Source organism: Nocardia sp. NPDC005998 (assembly GCF_040614395.1).
Taxonomy (GTDB): domain Bacteria; phylum Actinomycetota; class Actinomycetes; order Mycobacteriales; family Mycobacteriaceae; genus Nocardia.
In genome coordinates this window covers 1-18139 of record NZ_JBEXUI010000044.1, presented here as the reverse complement: position 1 = coordinate 18139, position 18139 = coordinate 1, and the positions used below count along the sequence as shown (strand labels likewise).

19 protein-coding genes are annotated in these 18139 nt (G+C 64.2%); 7 read left to right on the top strand and 12 right to left on the bottom strand.

The window, feature by feature from the left end:
* Positions 1-103 precede the first annotated feature (103 nt).
* The 4 genes from ABZ293_RS36070 to ABZ293_RS36055 all read right to left on the bottom strand — a co-directional run bounded on the left by ABZ293_RS36070 (position 104) and on the right by ABZ293_RS36055 (position 3775).
* On the bottom strand, positions 104-1516 hold the full coding sequence (locus ABZ293_RS36070) for a DHA2 family efflux MFS transporter permease subunit (protein WP_355188176.1): 1413 nt from the start codon (positions 1514-1516) through the stop codon (positions 104-106).
* Positions 1513-2046, bottom strand: coding sequence for a PadR family transcriptional regulator (locus tag ABZ293_RS36065; protein ID WP_355188174.1), 534 nt, complete (start codon positions 2044-2046; stop codon positions 1513-1515). Before ABZ293_RS36065 ends, ABZ293_RS36070 begins: the two co-directional genes overlap by 4 nt.
* Before the next feature lie 268 nt (positions 2047-2314).
* Positions 2315-3232 carry a type II CAAX endopeptidase family protein gene (locus ABZ293_RS36060; RefSeq protein ID WP_355188172.1) on the bottom strand — a complete coding sequence of 306 codons (918 nt, stop codon included), beginning with the start codon at positions 3230-3232 and terminating at the stop codon, positions 2315-2317.
* Between the two features lie 78 nt (positions 3233-3310).
* Positions 3311-3775, bottom strand: coding sequence for a DUF6194 family protein (locus ABZ293_RS36055; protein WP_355188170.1), 465 nt, complete (start codon positions 3773-3775; stop codon positions 3311-3313).
* A gap of 62 nt (positions 3776-3837) precedes the next feature.
* Between ABZ293_RS36055 and ABZ293_RS36050 the strand changes: the two genes are divergently transcribed.
* Positions 3838-4566 carry a MerR family transcriptional regulator gene (locus ABZ293_RS36050; RefSeq protein ID WP_355188168.1) on the top strand — a complete coding sequence of 243 codons (729 nt, stop codon included), beginning with the start codon at positions 3838-3840 and terminating at the stop codon, positions 4564-4566.
* Here the strand turns inward: ABZ293_RS36050 and ABZ293_RS36045 are convergent.
* From ABZ293_RS36045 to ABZ293_RS36035, 3 genes are all read right to left on the bottom strand, one after another.
* Positions 4495-5046 carry a MarR family transcriptional regulator gene (locus ABZ293_RS36045; RefSeq protein WP_355188166.1) on the bottom strand — a complete coding sequence of 184 codons (552 nt, stop codon included), beginning with the start codon at positions 5044-5046 and terminating at the stop codon, positions 4495-4497. The genes ABZ293_RS36050 and ABZ293_RS36045 overlap by 72 nt on opposite strands.
* Before the next feature lie 46 nt (positions 5047-5092).
* Positions 5093-5515, bottom strand: a complete 423-nt coding sequence (locus ABZ293_RS36040) for an SRPBCC family protein (RefSeq protein WP_355188164.1) — start codon at positions 5513-5515, stop codon at positions 5093-5095.
* 697 nt (positions 5516-6212) lie between these two features.
* Positions 6213-6668: a nuclear transport factor 2 family protein gene (locus ABZ293_RS36035; protein WP_355188162.1), complete on the bottom strand. Its 456-nt coding sequence runs from the start codon at positions 6666-6668 to the stop codon at positions 6213-6215.
* Positions 6669-6808: 140 nt separating this feature from the next.
* Between ABZ293_RS36035 and ABZ293_RS36030 the strand changes: the two genes are divergently transcribed.
* Positions 6809-7408, top strand: a complete 600-nt coding sequence (locus ABZ293_RS36030) for a TetR family transcriptional regulator (RefSeq protein WP_355188160.1) — start codon at positions 6809-6811, stop codon at positions 7406-7408.
* 595 nt (positions 7409-8003) lie between these two features.
* Here ABZ293_RS36030 and ABZ293_RS36025 read toward each other — a convergent pair.
* The 4 genes from ABZ293_RS36025 to ABZ293_RS36010 all read right to left on the bottom strand — a co-directional run bounded on the left by ABZ293_RS36025 (position 8004) and on the right by ABZ293_RS36010 (position 10250).
* Positions 8004-8390, bottom strand: coding sequence for a hypothetical protein (locus ABZ293_RS36025; RefSeq protein WP_355188158.1), 387 nt, complete (start codon positions 8388-8390; stop codon positions 8004-8006).
* Between the two features lie 134 nt (positions 8391-8524).
* Positions 8525-9367: a hypothetical protein gene (locus ABZ293_RS36020; RefSeq protein ID WP_355188156.1), complete on the bottom strand. Its 843-nt coding sequence runs from the start codon at positions 9365-9367 to the stop codon at positions 8525-8527.
* Positions 9367-9681 carry a type VII secretion target gene (locus ABZ293_RS36015; RefSeq protein WP_355188154.1) on the bottom strand — a complete coding sequence of 105 codons (315 nt, stop codon included), beginning with the start codon at positions 9679-9681 and terminating at the stop codon, positions 9367-9369. Before ABZ293_RS36015 ends, ABZ293_RS36020 begins: the two co-directional genes overlap by 1 nt.
* On the bottom strand, positions 9678-10250 hold the full coding sequence (locus ABZ293_RS36010) for a hypothetical protein (protein WP_355188152.1): 573 nt from the start codon (positions 10248-10250) through the stop codon (positions 9678-9680). The genes ABZ293_RS36015 and ABZ293_RS36010 overlap by 4 nt, the downstream gene beginning before the upstream one ends.
* Between ABZ293_RS36010 and ABZ293_RS36005 the strand changes: the two genes are divergently transcribed.
* From ABZ293_RS36005 to ABZ293_RS35995, 3 genes are all read left to right on the top strand, one after another.
* Positions 10249-10626, top strand: a complete 378-nt coding sequence (locus ABZ293_RS36005; RefSeq protein WP_355188150.1) for an SSI family serine proteinase inhibitor — start codon at positions 10249-10251, stop codon at positions 10624-10626. The two genes, ABZ293_RS36010 and ABZ293_RS36005, sit on opposite strands and share 2 nt — an antisense overlap.
* Positions 10627-11075: 449 nt before the next feature.
* A complete protein-coding gene (locus ABZ293_RS36000; RefSeq protein WP_355188148.1) occupies positions 11076-11426 on the top strand; it encodes a hypothetical protein in 351 nt (116 codons plus the stop codon).
* Entirely contained in the window at positions 11408-12427 is a 1020-nt protein-coding gene (locus ABZ293_RS35995; RefSeq protein ID WP_355188146.1) for a TIGR03118 family protein, read from the top strand. Before ABZ293_RS36000 ends, ABZ293_RS35995 begins: the two co-directional genes overlap by 19 nt.
* A 293-nt stretch (positions 12428-12720) precedes the next feature.
* On the opposite strand, the gene ABZ293_RS35990 is transcribed toward ABZ293_RS35995, so the two are convergent.
* Positions 12721-13779 (bottom strand): serine hydrolase domain-containing protein, encoded by a 1059-nt coding sequence (locus ABZ293_RS35990; RefSeq protein WP_355188144.1) that lies wholly within the window; start codon positions 13777-13779, stop codon positions 12721-12723.
* Positions 13780-13993: 214 nt separating this feature from the next.
* Between ABZ293_RS35990 and ABZ293_RS35985 the strand changes: the two genes are divergently transcribed.
* Together ABZ293_RS35985 and ABZ293_RS35980 are read left to right on the top strand one after the other, a co-directional pair.
* Positions 13994-14926: a helix-turn-helix domain-containing protein gene (locus tag ABZ293_RS35985; RefSeq protein WP_355188142.1), complete on the top strand. Its 933-nt coding sequence runs from the start codon at positions 13994-13996 to the stop codon at positions 14924-14926.
* A 1978-nt stretch (positions 14927-16904) separates the two neighbouring features.
* Positions 16905-18139, top strand: a 1235-nt coding sequence (locus ABZ293_RS35980; RefSeq protein WP_355188240.1) for a polyketide synthase, incomplete at its 3' end; no start/stop codon positions are given.

Below are 18139 nucleotides of genomic sequence, written 5' to 3'. Positions count from 1 at the left end.
GCGTGTCGTCGAAATAGATTCCCCACCATCATGATCGAGCAGTCGATGCCCGGCGGGCAAGTACCCGGATTTCGGCCGACCCCGCGATTACCGTCGTGACCGGTCAGCGGTCGGTGATGGACGTGTTGCGGATCGACGGTAGTGGCGCGGCGCCGATAGCGGCGAGGCCGGCGAGCCCGATGAGCACAAGCGCGGTGTGATGCAGTGCGGTGACCGGACCCTGGTGGGTCGCGGTGGTGGCGTAGAGCACGGCAACGGCGCCGACGCCGAACGAGCCGGCGATGCGTTGGCAGATGTTGAACAGCGTGTTGGCGTCGGCGAGCTCCTCGCTGCGCGTCGGTGCCAGCATCACGGTCAGCAGGGGGGTAATGACCAGTCCGATCGCGGCGGCACGGGCCGCGAGGATGGCGGCGGTCACCGCGATCGGGGTGTGCGTGTCGATCCCCAGTAGCGCGACGCTGGCGACGGCGAGCACGATGAATCCGCCGAGGACGGTGACGCGGACGCTGACTCGCATGAGCACCCGTTGCCCGACGACGGTGGCGATGCCGGTGACGATCCCTTGGGGCAGCATCGCCACCCCGGTGGCCAGCGCCGAATACCCTTGTGCGGTTTGCAGGAACACCGGCAGCAGGAACACCGCGGTGTAGGTGATGACCGACGCGGCGGCACACAACAGCAACGCCAGCACCGCGCGACCGTGCCGGACCAGGGCGAGATCGAGCGCGGGATACTCGCGGCGACCGGCCCACCACACATACACCGCGAGCAGAACCGCACCGCCGACCCCAGGCACCCACATAGCGGGCTCCGACCACGAGTGCGTGCCGAGCCCGCTGATGCCGTAGAGCAGCAGCGTCAAGCCGGCGGCGAGCAACCCGAGCCCGAGCGGGTCGAACCTGACGCCGACGCTGCGGCCCGGCGCCAGCCCGGCCGGAATCCGCCACGTCGCGGCCACCGCAAACGCGGCGATCGGAATGTTGATCGCGAAGATAGCGCGCCAGCCGAGACTCCCGATCAGGGCGCCGCCGATGCTGGGCCCCAGCGCCGGACCGAGGAACAACATGATCCCGGCGGCCGGCGACATCGAGCGTGTCGGGTCGCCGGAGCCGAACAGCATACTCATTGCCAGCGGCACCAGCGGCGCACCAAGGATGCCTTGACATACCCGCGCCCCGACCAGCAGCTCGATCGTCGGCGCGAAGGTACACGCGAGCGAGGCGAGCGTGAACCCGATCAGACTCGCCCGATACACGGTCAGCGTGCCGAATCGCCGCGCCGGAAACGACGTTGCGGCCAGCCCGGTGCCGATCGCGAGCAGATACCCGGTGATCGTCCACCCGACCGTCGGCAGAGGTGTGTGCAGTTCGGTCGCGATCGGCGCGACCGCGACGTTGACAATGCTGGAATCGACCATCGACAACAACGGTCCGGCCAGCAACGCGTACTGCACGATCGGCCCGAGCCGCGGGGTCGATGCAGCCGTGACCGGCGCCGGTGACGCGGCGGACATCATTCGCCCTCCGGCACGACCGGTGCCGATATCGCCTCCGCCCGAAGCTGGTCGAGCCACTCGCATTCGGCCTGGCAGCGGCGCAACAGTTCAGCGGTCACCCGAGCTCCCCATGTCTCACCCGCTCCCCGCTCCGCCAACCCGGCCAGCAACTCTGCGCGCTGCTGCACCGCAGCGTGACGTGCGTCGAGCACCGCCACCCGGTCGCTCGGGTCGAGCATCGCGAACTGCGACAGTCGGGTCAGGAACTCCGCGTCGTCCCCGGCATCCCCGGGCGGCAACTCGGCCAGCATGTCGCCCAACAACTCCCGCCCGACCGCGGTGATGGTGTAGACGTGCCGCGGCGGCCGGCCCGGCAGCTGTTGCGAGGTCTTGGTCACCGCACCGGCATCCTCGAATCGCCGCAACGCCGGATACAACGCGTTGTTGTTCAACACCACCCCGGTGTTGGCCTCTACGTGCTTGCGCAGCTCGTACCCGTGCGCGGACCCGCGCATCAGGTGACGCAATACCAGGATCTCTACATACGACATATAGTCCAGTTTAACCTAGGTTCTGATGGACTACTAGGGTTATGGCCAACAGAGAGATCACACCCAGCAGGTGACACCGCAACGGCACGTCACATCAGTCGATCGTTGAACATGCTGCGCTGCAAGCGAATTCACCGTCGACAGCGCGCGCCACTCGCGGCAAGACCGCACATCGCATCGCTGGATCAGGGCTTGGTGCGCAGGGGCGGGAACTGGCTGCGAGTGCGGTGATGATTGCGGCCGGATCGATATCCGGGACACACTGACGTCAGGCCAGACGAGCCTTCGGCGTTGGGGGAGGCTGCTGCGCGGATAGGTGACAACCGGGTTGGCTTGCCTTTTGGGCGCGGTCGCCTGGACTCAGGCGACCGGTCATCACGATCCATGCCGCCACGACGCCCAGCGGCACGGCAATGACGGCGGTGAGGACCATGTCGCCGAGCTTGGTGGCGAGAAGCTGGCCTGCCAGGAGTGACAGCAGCATATTGTTTCCGGCGTGGGCCAGGCTCGCGGTCCAGATGCTGCGGCTGCGTATATAGAGCCAGGCGAGGATGGTTTCCTGACTGAGGAACGAAAAGGTCCAGATCGCCAGGCCCAGCGCCACATTGCTGAAGTTGATGTAGCCGAGGAACGCTAGCGGGTAGTGCCAGACCGCCCAGACGAGGCCCGTGACCAGAACCGACCTCAGCGGGCGATCCGGGTACACGCGAGGCCGCAGGTAGCTGGTCCAGCCGAACTCCTCACCCCAGTAAACCGGCATCAGCAACATGACCAAGACCAGCAGGAGTGGAATCCCAACCAGCAGGGACGGGCTCGAATCCGATCCGGGCGCACCGGAACCCGGCCACCACAGGCCGGTGACCACCGCCACCGCGACGCTGGCGGCGGCCAGCCCCAACGGCCCGAGCCAGGCGACCAGATACCACCGCCACTTCTCTCGCACTCGCAGTCGCAGCCCGGCATCCGCGAAGCCCTCGCGAGTAATCCAGCGCCGCACGATCACCGCCGCCGCGGCCGGTGCCAGCCCGAACGGCAGCTGCACCACCGGATTGGCGATCGAGTATCCGCGCATCACCACCGCGAGTAACAGCCACAGCCACGAGACCCCGAAGGTGATCAGCACAAACGCAACCACCCCACGCGGGTTCGCGACTACGACCCTCTCCCGCCCATCGTTTCCGATCATGGCCCAATTCCACTGGACGACAACAACTGTGGTCAGCGGTGCAAACCCCCGAATCGATGGTGTGGCCACCTACACCGGTCAGTCGGCGCGGCGGTCATAGGCGGCTCGGGCACGAGCGTGGGCGGTCGTCAGGAGTTCTTTGGCCATCGCTTCGGTTCCGCTCGCCGGGTTGACCACCGCTAGCCAGCCGGCGCTGGCGTAAATGGGGTGAGGGATCCAGGTGTCGGGTTTGCTCGCGTCGGTGGGGTGGTCGGTGGTGTCGCGCGGGGTGTGGCCGAGTTGGCGGGTGAAGGCGTCGCGGCCGGGGTTGATGTTGAGGCGGAAGACGCCGGGGCGGTCCAGGTTCGAGGTCGTGTCGTCGGGGTAGTTCCCGGTCACGATGGTTGCGAAGGGCTGGGTTCGGGTGGGGACCTGGCCATCCGGGGCGTAGTAGAAGAACTTGTCGCCCCAGGCGATCTCCGGGAAGCCGCTGCCCGGGCCGGGGGCGAGTGTCAGGACGCCGCCCAGGGATTCGATGAACTCGGTGATCTCGTCGATTTCCATGAGTTCTATCGTCGTATTGAAGTGCTTGTGGAGGGTTGGACATCGAATGCTGAGGTGAGCCAGTGGGAAGTCCCAACTCCGGGTCGTTGCGCACCGCCGATGTCGCACGCCTGTCGGGGTATTCGGTCCAGCAGATCCGCAATCTCGAACGTGACGAGGTACTGCCGCCGACGACCCGTACCCCAACCGGATACCGGGTCTACCACCAGATTCATGTCGTGTCGGCGCGGGCCTATCACGCGCTCGCAATGGGCGTCGGGCCGGTCGAGGCCAAAGTCATTGTGCGCGTGGCACACCGGGACCCTCCCGCCGTCATGCTGGCGCTCCTGGATGCCGCGCACGCCACACTCGACACCGAGCGCCGCGACCTCGAGGCCACCCGGGCCGCGGTGCGCAACATCAGGGAAGAACCGATCACCGATGTGCGCGTCTCGGATTCGATGACCATCTCCGAATTGGCCGACGCCCTCGGCATCCGCCCCTCGACATTGCGACACTGGGACGCAGAGGGTTTGGTGACCCCTGGCCGCGGCGAAACCCGCGACGCCCGCACCTACGCACCCACCGACGTCCGGGATGCGCGCGTCATCTACCAGCTCCGCCGCGCCGGTTACGGCATCCCCGCCCTTCGCCTGCTGCTGCCCGAACTGCGGGACGCCCGGCGCTGGAGCGACGTGCTGACCCGCCTGGCCGCCCGCGACGCGAACATCGAATCCCGCTCACGTGCCCTGCTCACGGCCGCTGCCGAACTGCACGCCCTCCTCACCCTGCGCTTCGAGTGCATGATTTGACCATCGGTCATTGCTCGTGCCGCGGTCGCGTAGCTGATGCAGCGCTTCGGTAAAGCCTGGCGTGCGGTCGCCGAGAGGGCCGAAGAAGTCGCGGTCGCAAGCTTCGACCGCGCCGATGGCCCGGTTGACCAGGGCTGCACCGGATTCGGTGGGGATCAGGGATTTGGCGCGACGGTCGGTGGGGTGGTCGCGGCGTTCCAGGAGGCGCTTTTGTTCCAGGGTGCGCAGCACCTGGGAGGTCATCATGGGGTCGGTGGCGACGTGGTCGGCGACGTCGCGCTGGGTGACCGGCTTGCCGGCCGATCGGCCGGCAAGCCAGGTCAGGGCGGCCAACAGGACGAACTGGACATGCGTGAGGTCGAAAGGGCTCAGCGCTGCACGATGTGCGGCCCGCCAGTGGTTGGTCACCTGCCAGAGCGACAGACCGAGGCTTTCATCGGCATGGTCGAATCTGCTGCGAGCTATCTCCCAAGCCGCCATTGGCCGACCATGGCGGGGGAGACGACGGCGAGCCAGTACGTGGTGCTCATACCAACACCGCCTCGGCGGCGGCGACCAGCGCGTCGAGATCGCCCGGCAGCGACTTGGCGAGATTGCCGCCCATGATCTTGTTCCACAGCCCGCGCAGCGGACCGTCCATGGAGATACGAACGGTGACGGTGGTGCGCTCACCGTCGGTGGTGACCTGGTGGGCGAAGATCAGCCGCGCGCCGATCAGCTTGGACGAGTCGATGAATTCGGTGTCGGTGAGCTTGGTGACGACGAACTTGGTCTTGGGACCACCCTTGGGCTTGATGATGCCGGTCGCGCCCTGCTCGAACTTGCCGTCGAGCTTGGCCCATTCGGTGTCCTGGTTCCACTCGTGCCAGGTGGCCATGTCGGCCCACTTGGCGAAGAAGGCGGCGGGGGTGGCGGTCGAGGTGGCGGTGGCTTCTGCGATCTGCGTCATGCAATTAGTATGCGCGCTTATTACCTTGCTGTCAACTCTTGATCTTGGATTGGCTTCCCGGGCGACATCGATCGGATCACAACCGACCCCGCGCTGGGACATTGCCGGTCAGTCGTATCTGCGGTCCCAGCCGACGCACGTGTTTGGTCGGCAACATGGCGGGGGAGCGGAATTGCATTGTCGCAGCGATGAATCCGTGCCCATGCCTGCCTCTCGCAGTGGGACTGGGGTTGCAAGCAGTCGGCCCAGATTCCTCGGGCATGAAGAGTTCGATCGAATTCTGAGCGAAAGGCCTGCGTGGGAGTCTCATTGGAAATCCCGCCTCGAATCGTCATGTCGCCTTCCGTTTTCGAGCTGGGGTGCGCAGGCCGTGCCGTCGCGCCGGAACCGACACCAGACCGGCATGAGCGAAATCCCCCAAAGGTCCACTGAAGGAACAACTCTGGCGGCAGATGGCAGTTGATCGCCCACGCAGATCGCGACGGCATCCACCGACGGCAGTTCCCTTGGAACCGTTGACTGCGGTAATCGCATACGAAAGGTCCTGCTGGGGACAGCTGCTGTACCCGACAGGACCTCCGTGGCGGAATTCGTGCTGACAGTGCCCCGGAACGAACGACACTGGTCAGCGATTGTCAGGCCTGCTGCGGCAGTGTCTGTAGCGTTGTCAAGAGTCGCAGCCCTGTCGTCGTGGAGATCAAGCGCTGTGCGCGCTTGCCTGTAGGGCGCGGATGATGGCGATGTCGATGCCGAGTTGGGTGGCGAAATCGGCGGTATCCCAATAGGACCGGATCCGGTCGATTCTGCCCTCGTCGTCGAAATGATAGAACGACACCATATCCAGGCTGTAGGGTCGCCCGCCCGGCTCCAGTTGAGCAGCTCCCTCGGGTATGACCACGGTGCCGGTCTCGGTGAATTCCGTTGCGGCGGTGTCGCCTTCGACAACGATGCGCTGGACGGTTTGCTGTACGTCCGGGATCACCGTGTCGAGCACCCTCGCCCACACCGGTCGCAGCTGCTCTTTGCCGCAGATGGGCTCGGGGCTGGTCGGGAACCGCACGGTCACGTTGTCGGCCAGTGTCGCCAGCAGGGCTTCGAGGTCGTGGTCGCTGTAGGCGCGGAAGTGTCGGCGAAGGGTTTCGGTGTGGTTCATCGGATTCTCTCTGTTATGGGGCTCGACCCGGCGGTGGGTCGGACACAAGCAGAGTATGTGGCAGATGTGCCATTTGGCAAGAATGACAAACGGCAGATGCGCCTTTTTGCGCGTATGCCACAGATTGCTACCCTGGTTCCGTGGTGGCAGATGACGGCGAGACCAGCCTGAGAGCCCGCAAGCGCAGGCGTACGCAGGACACGATCGCGGACTGCGCACTACGGTTGTTCGAGGAAAAGGGCTACGACGCAGTCACTGTCGAAGAAATCGCCGCCGCGGCCGACGTCGCGCCGCGCACCTTCTACCGCTACTTCCCCGCCAAGGAGGATGTGATCCTCGGCAATCCCGACGGGCGGGCTGCATCTGCCGCTGCCCTGTCCCAGCGGCATCCGGGGGAATCCGACGCCGAGTTCGTCACACGAGCAATGCTCGCCGGCCTGATCGCAGGCGACCCCGAACGCACCGCACGCTCGTACCGCTTGATCCAATCGGTGCCCGCCTTGCAGGCCCGAATGTTTCGCCTGATGTGGGGCAGCGATCAGCAGCAGTTCGTCGATGCCTTGCTGGAGGGGACCGAACAGACCCGCGATGCCGAATTGCGGGCGCGGGTCATCGCCCATGCCGTCAGTGACACTCTCCGGATCGCAGCGACTTGGTGGCTGCAGGGGCACCAGACAGGCACCCTTGCCGATGCATGCGACAAAGCCATGTCCTACCTGTCTGAAGCAGTGCACGGCTGACACCAGATCTTCGGCCGCTTCCGGACTGCTCCATCGGGTCGAGTCGAACCGGTCGAGCGGTCATCTGATCAACACGATGGACTCTGCCTCGCACGGGCCAGGATTCGGTCATCGGCTTGGCCCGAGCCCGACCGACGGGAACAGTCCCCCATCCCGGTGCGCAAAGGCGTTTCCTCGGCCGTGGTGGACCTAGCTCGACAGCGCATCACCCGCGCGCATCTGCACCGGCGAACCCCCGGGGCGCCGGAACGGACCTGCCAGCCAACGCCTGAAACGATGCTCCTTTGATGGTGCGGCTCGGGCCAGCTTCTCGCGCATGGCCGGAGCCCGGGTCGACCGCGACGAGGGCCAGGAGGCTGGCCTCCTGGCCCTCGTCGAGTATCTGGCAGTTCCCCTGCACTGCGTCTTGGGGGTCAGTCGTTGCGGTAGTCGGGCCGCGCCTACTACGACAAGAAGCTCCCCGAAGGGAAGGCTCGAAAGAGAGGAAGCGCTGTCTCGAGCGCCACCTCGCACGAGAAGCGTTCCGCGCGTAGCGATCCGACTATCAACCCCTTGCGACCAGCCATATCTGTCCGAAGATCTTCAGGTACCTCAATCAATTCTTCAGTGTGCGAACCATATTCACCAGCATCTCGGCTGCTGCCTTGATGGTCGATTCGTGATCGGAATTGAATATGAACGTGCCTGTCCATCGATCGATGGTGGCCTTCAACGTAATAGAAGGTCCTGTGGTGCTCGTGGACGAATGTTGATCAGATGGTACTTCCTGAACGGGAACACCATCGATTGTCCACGTTCTGGTTGTTCCAGGGTTCGAGTGTTCGGGCGTCCGCGAGTAATCCATGCCAACCGCAGTGACTACAACCGGGGAAACGTTGGTAAGCCAGCACAGGTCGCCGTGACCGAGTTTCCGGTCCATGGGTGGCGAACCTGGTCCCTCCGGCCTGACCTCCAGCTTTTGAGCGTGAAACGTGTTGGTCACGAACTCCTTTGGAAAGTTGCACAGGTCTTGCATGGTGTGCGTACTTTCGGGCTCCCGGTGCGTAATCGAGTTGGGGAGCAGGCTGCAACTCGAGAGCGCGACCACCGACAATCCGGTCAGTGTGAGCCGCGCCCCTATTCGGCCTGCCATGAGTCTCCTTCGGAGTCCGAGTCGAACTTTGTCGATGCGCTTTGCGGCCACTTGTTTCCGAGGAAACCTTTCGCGTTGTCCGTGGCGGAGGAAATATTGTTGATGGCGTCCTGTTCGGTCTTCAATGCCGTTGTCAGCGTCTGCATGTAGGTCACCACGTTGTCGATGACCGTCTTGAGGAGATCGATCGCGCTGGACACGCCCTCGGTGAAAGAGACGACGCTGGCGATCTTGGCGACCGCGGCGCCGAAACTCGTCAGAAAGCTGACCAGCTGTTTGACGACATCGGTGTAGTACGTCCACGCCGCATTGGATACTGCGACAAGGCTTTTGTTGAGGGTGTCGCAGATCGACTTCGCGGTGTCCATGGCCGTGTCCTGGACCGTGCGCGCTCCGGCGTACTTCAGCGCGGAGCTGCCCTTCCAATACCCGCTGAGGTTGCCGTTGACGACCTCTTCGTTCTGCGCGGCGCCGATCTGTGACTTCAGTTTCAGCCAGTCACCGCTGGTATTGAGCAGGGCGATGGGAGCTCTCAGCGCTTCAATAGCCTTGGCCAGTTTGTCCAGCAGTTCCTGGATCTTGTCTTTGATCTCCTGCTTGTGCTCGCTCATGTAGCCGGTGAAATCGTCGCCGGTCATCGAACCGTACGCGTACCCTACAGCGGCACCGATGACCCCGAACAGGGCGCCGCCTTCCGCTGCGGCGGCATCGGATGCCAGTTCGTCGAACGCGGCGTCCACCGCGGCCGGCTGGTTCTTCAGCTTTTCGATTTGCTTGGAGAAATCGTCCAGGACCGTACTGATTTCATCGAGTGTTTTGTCACCCATCAGTTTCCCCCGCCGTTGTTGCTTATTTGACTCGCCCAACCCTGGTCGTGATTTTCGTACACGGTGGCAATATGGTTCAGCACATTGCTGATGGACTTGGCCTCGGTGCTGCCTTCGTTCAGTCTGTCGTGTAGGAATTGCGCGGCGGAAACCTGTGCGTCCCATACGGCCTGAAACACCGACCAGGTGATCTCTTTATTGCAGTCGTGCAGTTCCTGCGCCTTGGTGACGGCAGTCGAAAGATCGTCGCTCGCCGTCGACCACGCCTTCGCCGTGTCACGCAGTTGGACCAGATCGACCTGGAAGTTCGTCATCGGTTCCTCGTCAGACTTGCGTAGTACTCGCGAACCTCTTGGGCCAGTTCGTCATCGGTGCGGTGGGCCCACGAACCTTCGTCCGGAACCTTTGGCCGCCACTGCCGAATCCGGTTGGCGCAGGCGATGATGTCGTACCCGATATAGGACGGCTCGGTCCTCGCTGCCCAGCGCGGATCGATGGTGATCGCCGAGATGCGGCCAAGTCCCGCGGTGACCGACATCGAGGGGAATCCGAAGTCGGTTACGGGTCCGTGCGCCGTGAATTCCTCGTGCCAGTACAGCACTCGTTCCAGTGCCTCGTACTCGGCGAGCGACCTGGCGTTCAGCAGGGTGATCAACTCCGCGCGGCGTGGCAGACGCGCGGTGAGTGCGGTGTAGTTGCCAGTGCGGGTGATGGGGGCGTCGTGGTAGAGCGCCGCCACCCAGTATCCCGTCATCGCGGCGGCCGAGACCTCGCTCGGCTCGAGTCGGCTCCACAGATTCCTGCTGACCTGGACTTGAACGGGAAGGCGCCCATCATCAAGAGTCATCTCGAATAGCCCCGCCCCGATCACATGATTAGACATGTGTTCGCTTCCTTACAGTTACCGGACCCGCGGCAGTTACCCAACCCGCAGACCTGACAAACCTGACGCGCGGGCCCCCCGACGGGCAGTGTATGCCCGCGTTTCGCGGACTCCTGACCCTAACCGGACGCTCCAACGGACGCAACGGATTCCATTTCGAACCTCCACCCTCAGATCCGGGTTCATCGCACAGCGGAGCTCGGCATTCAGCCGGGCCGGGGCCTTGGCCCGTACACGGCCGGGCTGTCAGTTCATCTATAAGCCGATAACCGTTGCCGCTGAAGGTATTTGGAACGGCGTTTCGATGTCCTACCATCGCACCTTCCTGAACCGCTGCGTGGAACAGAACAGCAACAGGTGCGTGTTCGCGTTCTGAATGAACGTGATCTGGGGAACTTTGGCGAGTAGCAATAGCGGGGACGAATCGATAAGTGCCGCATGGTTTGTCACGCCGACACTGTTCCCACCAGCCGCTGAGAAAGCGCTGTGAACAAACCGGCTGCGGGACAGCAGATCTCGCGTATACGGCAAAGGAATTCGTAAAAGGAGCGATTCGCGCAAGAGGGTAGCAAACATCATTATGCAAGGCCGGCCCGCTCCGATGCGGGTGCCGAGCCTCGGCATGTGATCCAGATGCGGTGCGAATTGCCGCAGTTACCCGGAAGACCAGCTGCGGCGACCGAGCACCGGCACCTTCGTGTCCGCCCTGGTGTTCACGCACCTGTCATCAGCAACTTAGTGTCCCCTGATAACACTTTGGATGGTTCCGGCTATGGTTAGCATCACCTAACGCCACATCTGGGCGTTTAGCCGGAAGGACCTGTGATGAACGGACGCTTTGGCAGCATGCCGACGCGTAAGACACTGCTGCGCGTGTCGGCCCTCGGCGCCGCGCTGGTGGTCGCGGCGGCATGCAGCAATACGAAGTCGGACAATGACGACGTCAAGGCGCTCGACGGCAATCACTTCGCCCAGATAAATATTGCCTCCAACAAGGCGGAGGACAAGGCGCAGTTCACCTTTCCCGATTTCATCAACGCCTGGGGCATCGCCGATCGTCCGAAGGGCGCCGGCGGCCACTTCTGGGTCGGCGCGCCGGCAACTCCTACCAGTTCGTCGGTGACGTCACCAAGTCGCCGGATGCCAAGTACCAGAAGATGTTCCAGGATCCGCTGAAGCTTGTGAAGATCCCGGGTGCGGACTCCATTCCGGACGAGGACGGCGACGACAGCGAAGGCAAGACCACCGGCGTGGTCTTCAACCCCGCGCCCATCACCTCCGACATCTTCGTGGTGAAGGACCAGCCCGTCACGGTCGATGGCAAGGAGCAGAAGCTCACCGGCTCTTCGCGATTCATCTTCGCCACCGACTCGGGAAAAATCTCCGCCTGGACCGAGCAGGGCGCGGGCGGTGAGATCGTCCGCCACGACGGCCCGGCCATCCTCGAATTCGACGGCACCGCACAGGGCATGAAGTTCAAGGGCATCGCCCTGGACCCGTCCGGCGCCAAGCTGCTAGCCGCCGACTTCGGCTCCGACCCGCAGGTCCGCACCTTCGACAAGGACTGGAAGCTCGTGCCCACCACCGGTTTCGTCAACCCCTTCGCCACCGGTGACGCTGTGGACCCGGCCGACGCCTCGAAGGGTAAGAAGGTCAAGATCGGCGACCCGGCCCCGTTCAACGTGGCCACCATCGGCAACCGCGTCTTCCTCAGCTACGCCGTCACCCAGGCCGATGAGAACAACAAGACCAAGATCCGCGCGGGCGAAGAGGACAAGCTCGACAAGGATCAGGAGAAGAAGGCCGCCAACAAGGCCGAGAAGGGCCGGGTCGCCGAGTTCGACAAGGACGGCAAGCTGATCCGAACCTTCGACGCCGACGGCCGCCTCAACGCCCCCTGGGCCATCACCATCGCCCCACCCGGCTTCGGCCCACTCAGCGGCAAGCTCCTGATCGGCAACTTCGGCGGCGCGGGCCACATCCTCGCCCTCGACGATACCTCCGGCAAATTCGTCGACTACCTGCGCGACGCCGACGGCAAGCCCGCCGAGATCGACGGCCTGTGGGGCCTGATGTTCGGCAACGGCGAGAGCCTCGGCGACGCCGACGCCCTCTACTTCACCGCCGGACCGGATGACGAGAAGAACGGCCTGTTCGGCAGCCTTCGTCTGAAGTAGTGCTCCCCGTCAATATGTATGGCCCCGAGTCGATTCCGGCTCGGGGCCAGCATCAACCGCTCCGGCAGCACCATCGCGGCGGGTCTGTTCAACGGTCCACCGGCGGTAGCAGCCTGTGCACCTGCGGTACGTGCACCACGGCAGCGACGAACTGATCCGACACCGTCCCCGCGCCCGGCCGGGAAATTCGGATCTGATGCTGCCAGGGGCCGGTACTGGAGTGCTGCTGACCAGTGCATCCAGCGACGGCGACAGCCAGGCCCGCAACGCCGAGTAGGCCCGCATTTACGGGGTCAGTCGAATTCGGCCTGGAGCAGATCGGTGAACACCCCGATCGGATCGTGCCAGTCGCCGTGAGCCCAGTCGGCGTTGACATTGGCGACGAGGACGTGGCGGCCGTCGCGGGTGCCGTATGTGTATGTCCACGAACCGAACAGCGCGCCACCCATACCCCACAACGTGACGCCGGAGGGCAGGGTCACCGAGGAGATGCCGAGGCCGTAGCCGGTGTGCGCGATCCAATTCTTGGTGGGGACGGTTCGGAACATCTGGGCCTGTTCGGCGGGGCGGAGAAGCTGGCCGCCGAGCAGCGCTGCGAAGAAGCGGTGCAGGTCACCGACGGTGGAGATCATGCCGCCCGCCGCGCCGAACATGGAGACATCCAGCTCGGTCGCGTCGTGGATCGCGGCGTCGGGGCTCGAGTCGAACAGCTTTGTGTAGTGGCGGGAGTGGGGTCCCTCGATGGCGGGGTCGCTGCCGTGGGGCAGGGAGGTCGCGGTGAGGGCAAGCGGCTCGATGATGCGGCGGCGGAGCTCGTCGTGTAAGGATGCGCCGGTCGCCGCCTCGATGAGCAGTCCGGCGAGGATGTAGTTGGTGTTGCTGTAACCCCAATCCATGCCCACCGCGAAGGTGGGCGGGTGCGCGACAGCAATATCGACGAGTACCGCCGGGGAGTGGGTTTCGTAGCGGTTCAACGCTTCTCGGTCGTCGGTGTAGTTGAACAGGCCGCTGGTGTGGTTCAGCAGCTGCCGCACGGTGATCGCCTCACCGTCATTGCCGTTGCCTCGCACCACATTCGGCAGCCACCTGTGCACAGTGTCGTCGAGGCTCAGGAGGCCCTCGCCCGCGAGCTGCAGCAGCATGGTGGCCACGAAGGTTTTGGTGGTGCTGCCGATACGAAACCGGTGCTGCGGCAGGCGCGGTCGCTCGGTGGTGGTGTCGGCGACACCCGCTGTGCCGAACCATTGCCGTTTACCGTCGCGTACCTCTATGAGGATCCCGGGCACACCGCCTTCGGTCACCGCCCGATCGAGCATGTCTTGGATGGTGATGGGAGCCGTCGTTTTCGTCATATCCATTCCTTCTCGTTCGTCTGCGCGCCGTCACGAAAGCTACGTCGCGTTTCCCAGGCCATCAAGTGTGCGCGAGGGGCTTTATGCCCTTTCACCTGTGATCATTCGCGAATCATTGCAATAGCGGTGCCGAGAAACGCAACGACTCGTTGCAATGACTGGAAGGGTTAACGCACACTGAACCCGACCCCGATCCGGAAGGAAGGACGCACCCATGCCCGGAGGCAGGCTGACCGAGCAGGACCGCAGGCATATCGCCTCCGGACTCGCGGCCGGACTCGATTACGCCGAGATCGCCCGGCGGATGGGCAGACCCACGTCGACCGTCACCCGCGAAGTGGCGCGCAACGGTGGACCGGGCGGCTACCGGGCCGACCTTGCGCAGCGAGCTACTCGACGGCGAGCCCGCCGACGCATAGCGACTGCGCCGCAGCCACTTTCGGAGGCAGCTTTCGGGCGTGACGACGAGACAGTGCGCGAATTCGCTGAACAGTTCGCGGCATTGATGGTCGATTCCGGCCTACCGCGGATGGCAGCCCGCGTGCTGGCGTTGCTGTTCACCACCGATTCGGGCGGTGCAACGGCGGCCGAACTCGCCCAACGGTTGCGGGTGAGTCCCGCGTCGATTTCGAAGGCCGTCGCCTACCTCGACGGGCTCGGGGTGATCCGCCGTGCCCGGGAGGGGCGGCGCGAACGCTACGTCGTCGACGACGACGTGTGGTTCGAGGCATGGTCCGACAGCGCCCGCACGACCAACCGGTGGGCGCAGGCCGCCGAGCGCGGAGCCGAAATCTTCGGCGCGACAACGCCGGTCGGCGTGCGACTCGAGCATATGGGCCTGTTCTTCGCCCGACTCGGACGCGATATCGCGGGTGGTCCCGTGGATACCGCGGCGGGCGAGCACGCGCTCACCGTCATGGCCGCGCTCGTGCACGCGGGCACGCCGCTCACCCCAGAGCGGCTTGCCGCCGCGCTGGATTGGCCCCTCGACCGGGTGACTTCGGCACTGCACGACGCCGGCCGCCACCCCGACCTCGCGGACCCAGTCGCCGTGCGCGGCAACGAGGCCGGAGCCTACTATGTGGTCGCACGGACCGATCGCCTCACCACCGCCCAGCGCCGAAGCCTCGCCGAGAACACGGCGTAGACCGCGGTGACGAGGTCCTTGGGGGGGCGACGGATTGGTCTGGGTGCCGTTCGCCACTGACGCACCCGCTGTCCACGAGGCAATACCGGGTGGATCCGCAGCCACCAGGTCGGCGGCGATCTCGCGGTATCGCGCGGCGGATGAATCGGCCGGATTCCACACCAGGGCATAGCGGATTCGGGACCGGTGGAGGTGTCGCGATGACGGCCCCGCACCGGAAGTACTGGCTATGGGAAGGCCGCGTTCAGCCGGATTCCTGGGCCTCACCAGTGCGCGAACGCATCTGACGGGCCGGCGGATTCCGCCAAACCGGTGAGACGCCGGGCCGGTGACCAGCGCGTCGGCGATTCCGAGTGGGGTTCGGCAGCGCGAGGCACACCACGTCGAGCGCAGCCTTGGCGGCTATGCGGATATTCCGGTCTCATATGGCGGATGTTTCGATACATGTCACGTCATAGCCTCCGGTGTACCGGTCGAAGCTCGATACACCACGGGCCGAAACCTCCACACGCACACTGAATCCCGCCAGAGCTATGGGGCCGCATGATCACAACTCCGCCTACTGGTCCGAAACCGTCCCGCCATGAGAGGCCGCGGACCCTTCCGTGACGCCGTCTCGAGCCTGATCCGGCCCTCTCCGAGCGGAAACGTCCATCACCCCGCCTTGGCCACCGAATACAACAAACGGTCGACAGCTCATCGGTGCACCTGCGCCCGACGTCCCCAGTTGGTTCGCGGAAGTCTATCAAATTCCTGCCGGGGCCAGAAATAGGTACTCGGAGTACTGTTCCAGCAACCATGCGAAGAATGGTGATGCCGGTATGCTATCGATTCGCTGTGATAGCAAGAAGGAATTGCCGTTTCGGAATGACTACAGATCTGTTTGATCATCTTGCAGTTACAATTCCAAAAGTATCGTGATGTTTGCGTTAATATCGCGTTCATCGGTGGCGGTCGTTCCCACCGCGACATTATATGCGACCCGCCAGCCGCTGGATCTGGACGTTCATCCGTTCGCCGGAAACGGCTGTATAGAATGCGCCGCACGAGGGCGATGGATGCCGATTCGACAGATAATGCCTGGTAGCAACGCTGCGTAGAGCGGATCGCTGTTCTTCTTAGTGACGAGTGACGTTTCTGCGTGCACTCATGGTGCGACGATTGGCAGTGGAATCGGATTTGCATCGACGATGCTGATGCCCGGCGTGAGCGCGACGCTGTTTCCGGGTTGACGACGGCAAATCTTTCAGTCTGCCCAACGGCCGTCTTCCCGCCGAATATAGCCGATAGAAGAAGCGTCAACAAAAAGATCGCCCATCGGTTGCGAGAACCCGACAAGGCTGGCAGGCTACTGGCTGAGCGAGTTGCTCGGCGGCTACTCGAAGCAATTCGAGGGCCGGCCTAGCGAGAAGAGATGTCGAGTGAGTACTGATTTCAGTGTCGGGGCGGGGGATGTATGCCGCTGGTCGCGGGTGTCGAGTGTGCTGATACCGACGGTGTCGTCGCGGGCTTACCTTTCATCGCGGTAGAGGGAAGCGTTCGCATGGACTACGTTTCGGTAGCCATCGAGCACCGCGTGCCTGCTCAGACGCACTTTCGAGCCGTCGTCCACCACGAACTGTCGGAAGTAACAGAGCTCGCCACCGAAGGGCTTCGCATATCGGGCACCGTCCGGTCTGCGGGAGTGAACCCTCGACACGAGAGTTCTCTGGACCCGACACGGTCGACTGGCTATCGATGGCCGAAAGTCTGCCGACACGCTGCGCGCCCGCGGTGGCCGAGCGGGCGAGGCATTACGCAGCGAACTGGCTCTCGCTGGCCGACTCGTTGAGTCGCCGCGTCCGCACCGACCCCTGACCGAAACCTGACGGTAGCGCACTGCGCCCGTGTCGTCGCTCGCGACACCGGGCTCCTTCGTCAACCCCGAAATACCTGGATGTGACACGTGGACACAAGCACTGGCGATTCATCCGATCGCATGTTGGAGTACCTGAAAAAGGTCACTGTCGAGCTCATGACGACGCGCGACGATCTGACGCAGCTGCGGGAGAAGATCGACGAGCCGATCGCCATCGTGGGCATGAGCTGTCGCTACCCGGGCGGTATCGAATCGCCGGAACAGCTGTGGGATCTGGTCGCCTCGGGTGCGGATGCCGTCGGTGAGTTTCCGCTGGACCGGGGTTGGGACGTGGCAGGGCTGTTCGATCCCGACCCCGACCGGTTCGGGAAGGTCTACACGCGCGAGGGCGGCTTCCTGCGCGGTGTAGGGGATTTCGATGCCGGGTTCTTCGGTATCGGTCCGCGTGAGGCGTCGGCGATGGATCCGCAGCAGCGGTTGTTGCTGGAGGCGTCGTGGGAAGCGTTGGAGCACGCGGGAATCGACCCGGCGACACTGCGGGGCAGCGACACCGGCGTCATGGCCGGAGTGATGTACGCGGACTACGAGCACACGGCCAGAGCGGCGGGTCCGGTGGCCGAGGGCTACGCCGGCACTGGTTCGGCGGGCAGTGTGGTGTCGGGCCGGGTGTCGTACACGTTGGGTCTGGAAGGCCCGGCGGTGACGGTGGATACGGCATGTTCGTCGTCGCTGGTCGCGATTCATCTGGCCTGTCAGGCGCTGCGACGCGGGGAAACGTCGCTGGTGCTGGCGGGTGGGGTGACGGTGATGTCGACCCCGTTCCTGTTCATCGAGTTCTCCCGGCAGCGTGGGTTGTCGCGGGATGGTCGGTGTAAGGCGTTTTCGGCGTCGGCCGATGGTGTGGGCTGGGCCGAGGGTGTCGGTGTGTTGGTGTTGGAGCGGCTCTCGGATGCGAAGCGGTTGGGACACAACGTGCTTGCCGTGATCCGGGGTTCAGCGGTGAACCAGGACGGCGCCTCGAATGGACTCTCGGCCCCGAACGGTCCCTCGCAGGAGCGCGTGATCGCGGCCGCATTGCAGGCCGCGGGCTTGAGTCCGGCGGATGTGGACGCGGTCGAGGCGCACGGCACCGGGACGACATTGGGTGATCCGATCGAAGCGCAGGCGTTGATCGCGGCGTACGGGCAGGGCCGTGCAGAGCCGTTGCGGATCGGTTCGTTGAAGTCGAATATCGGGCATTCGCAAGCGGCTGCGGGTGTGGGTGGGGTGATCAAGATCGTGCAGGCGTTGCGGCATGAGATGTTGCCGAAGACGTTGCATGTGGATGCGCCGTCGCCGCATGTGGATTGGTCTGC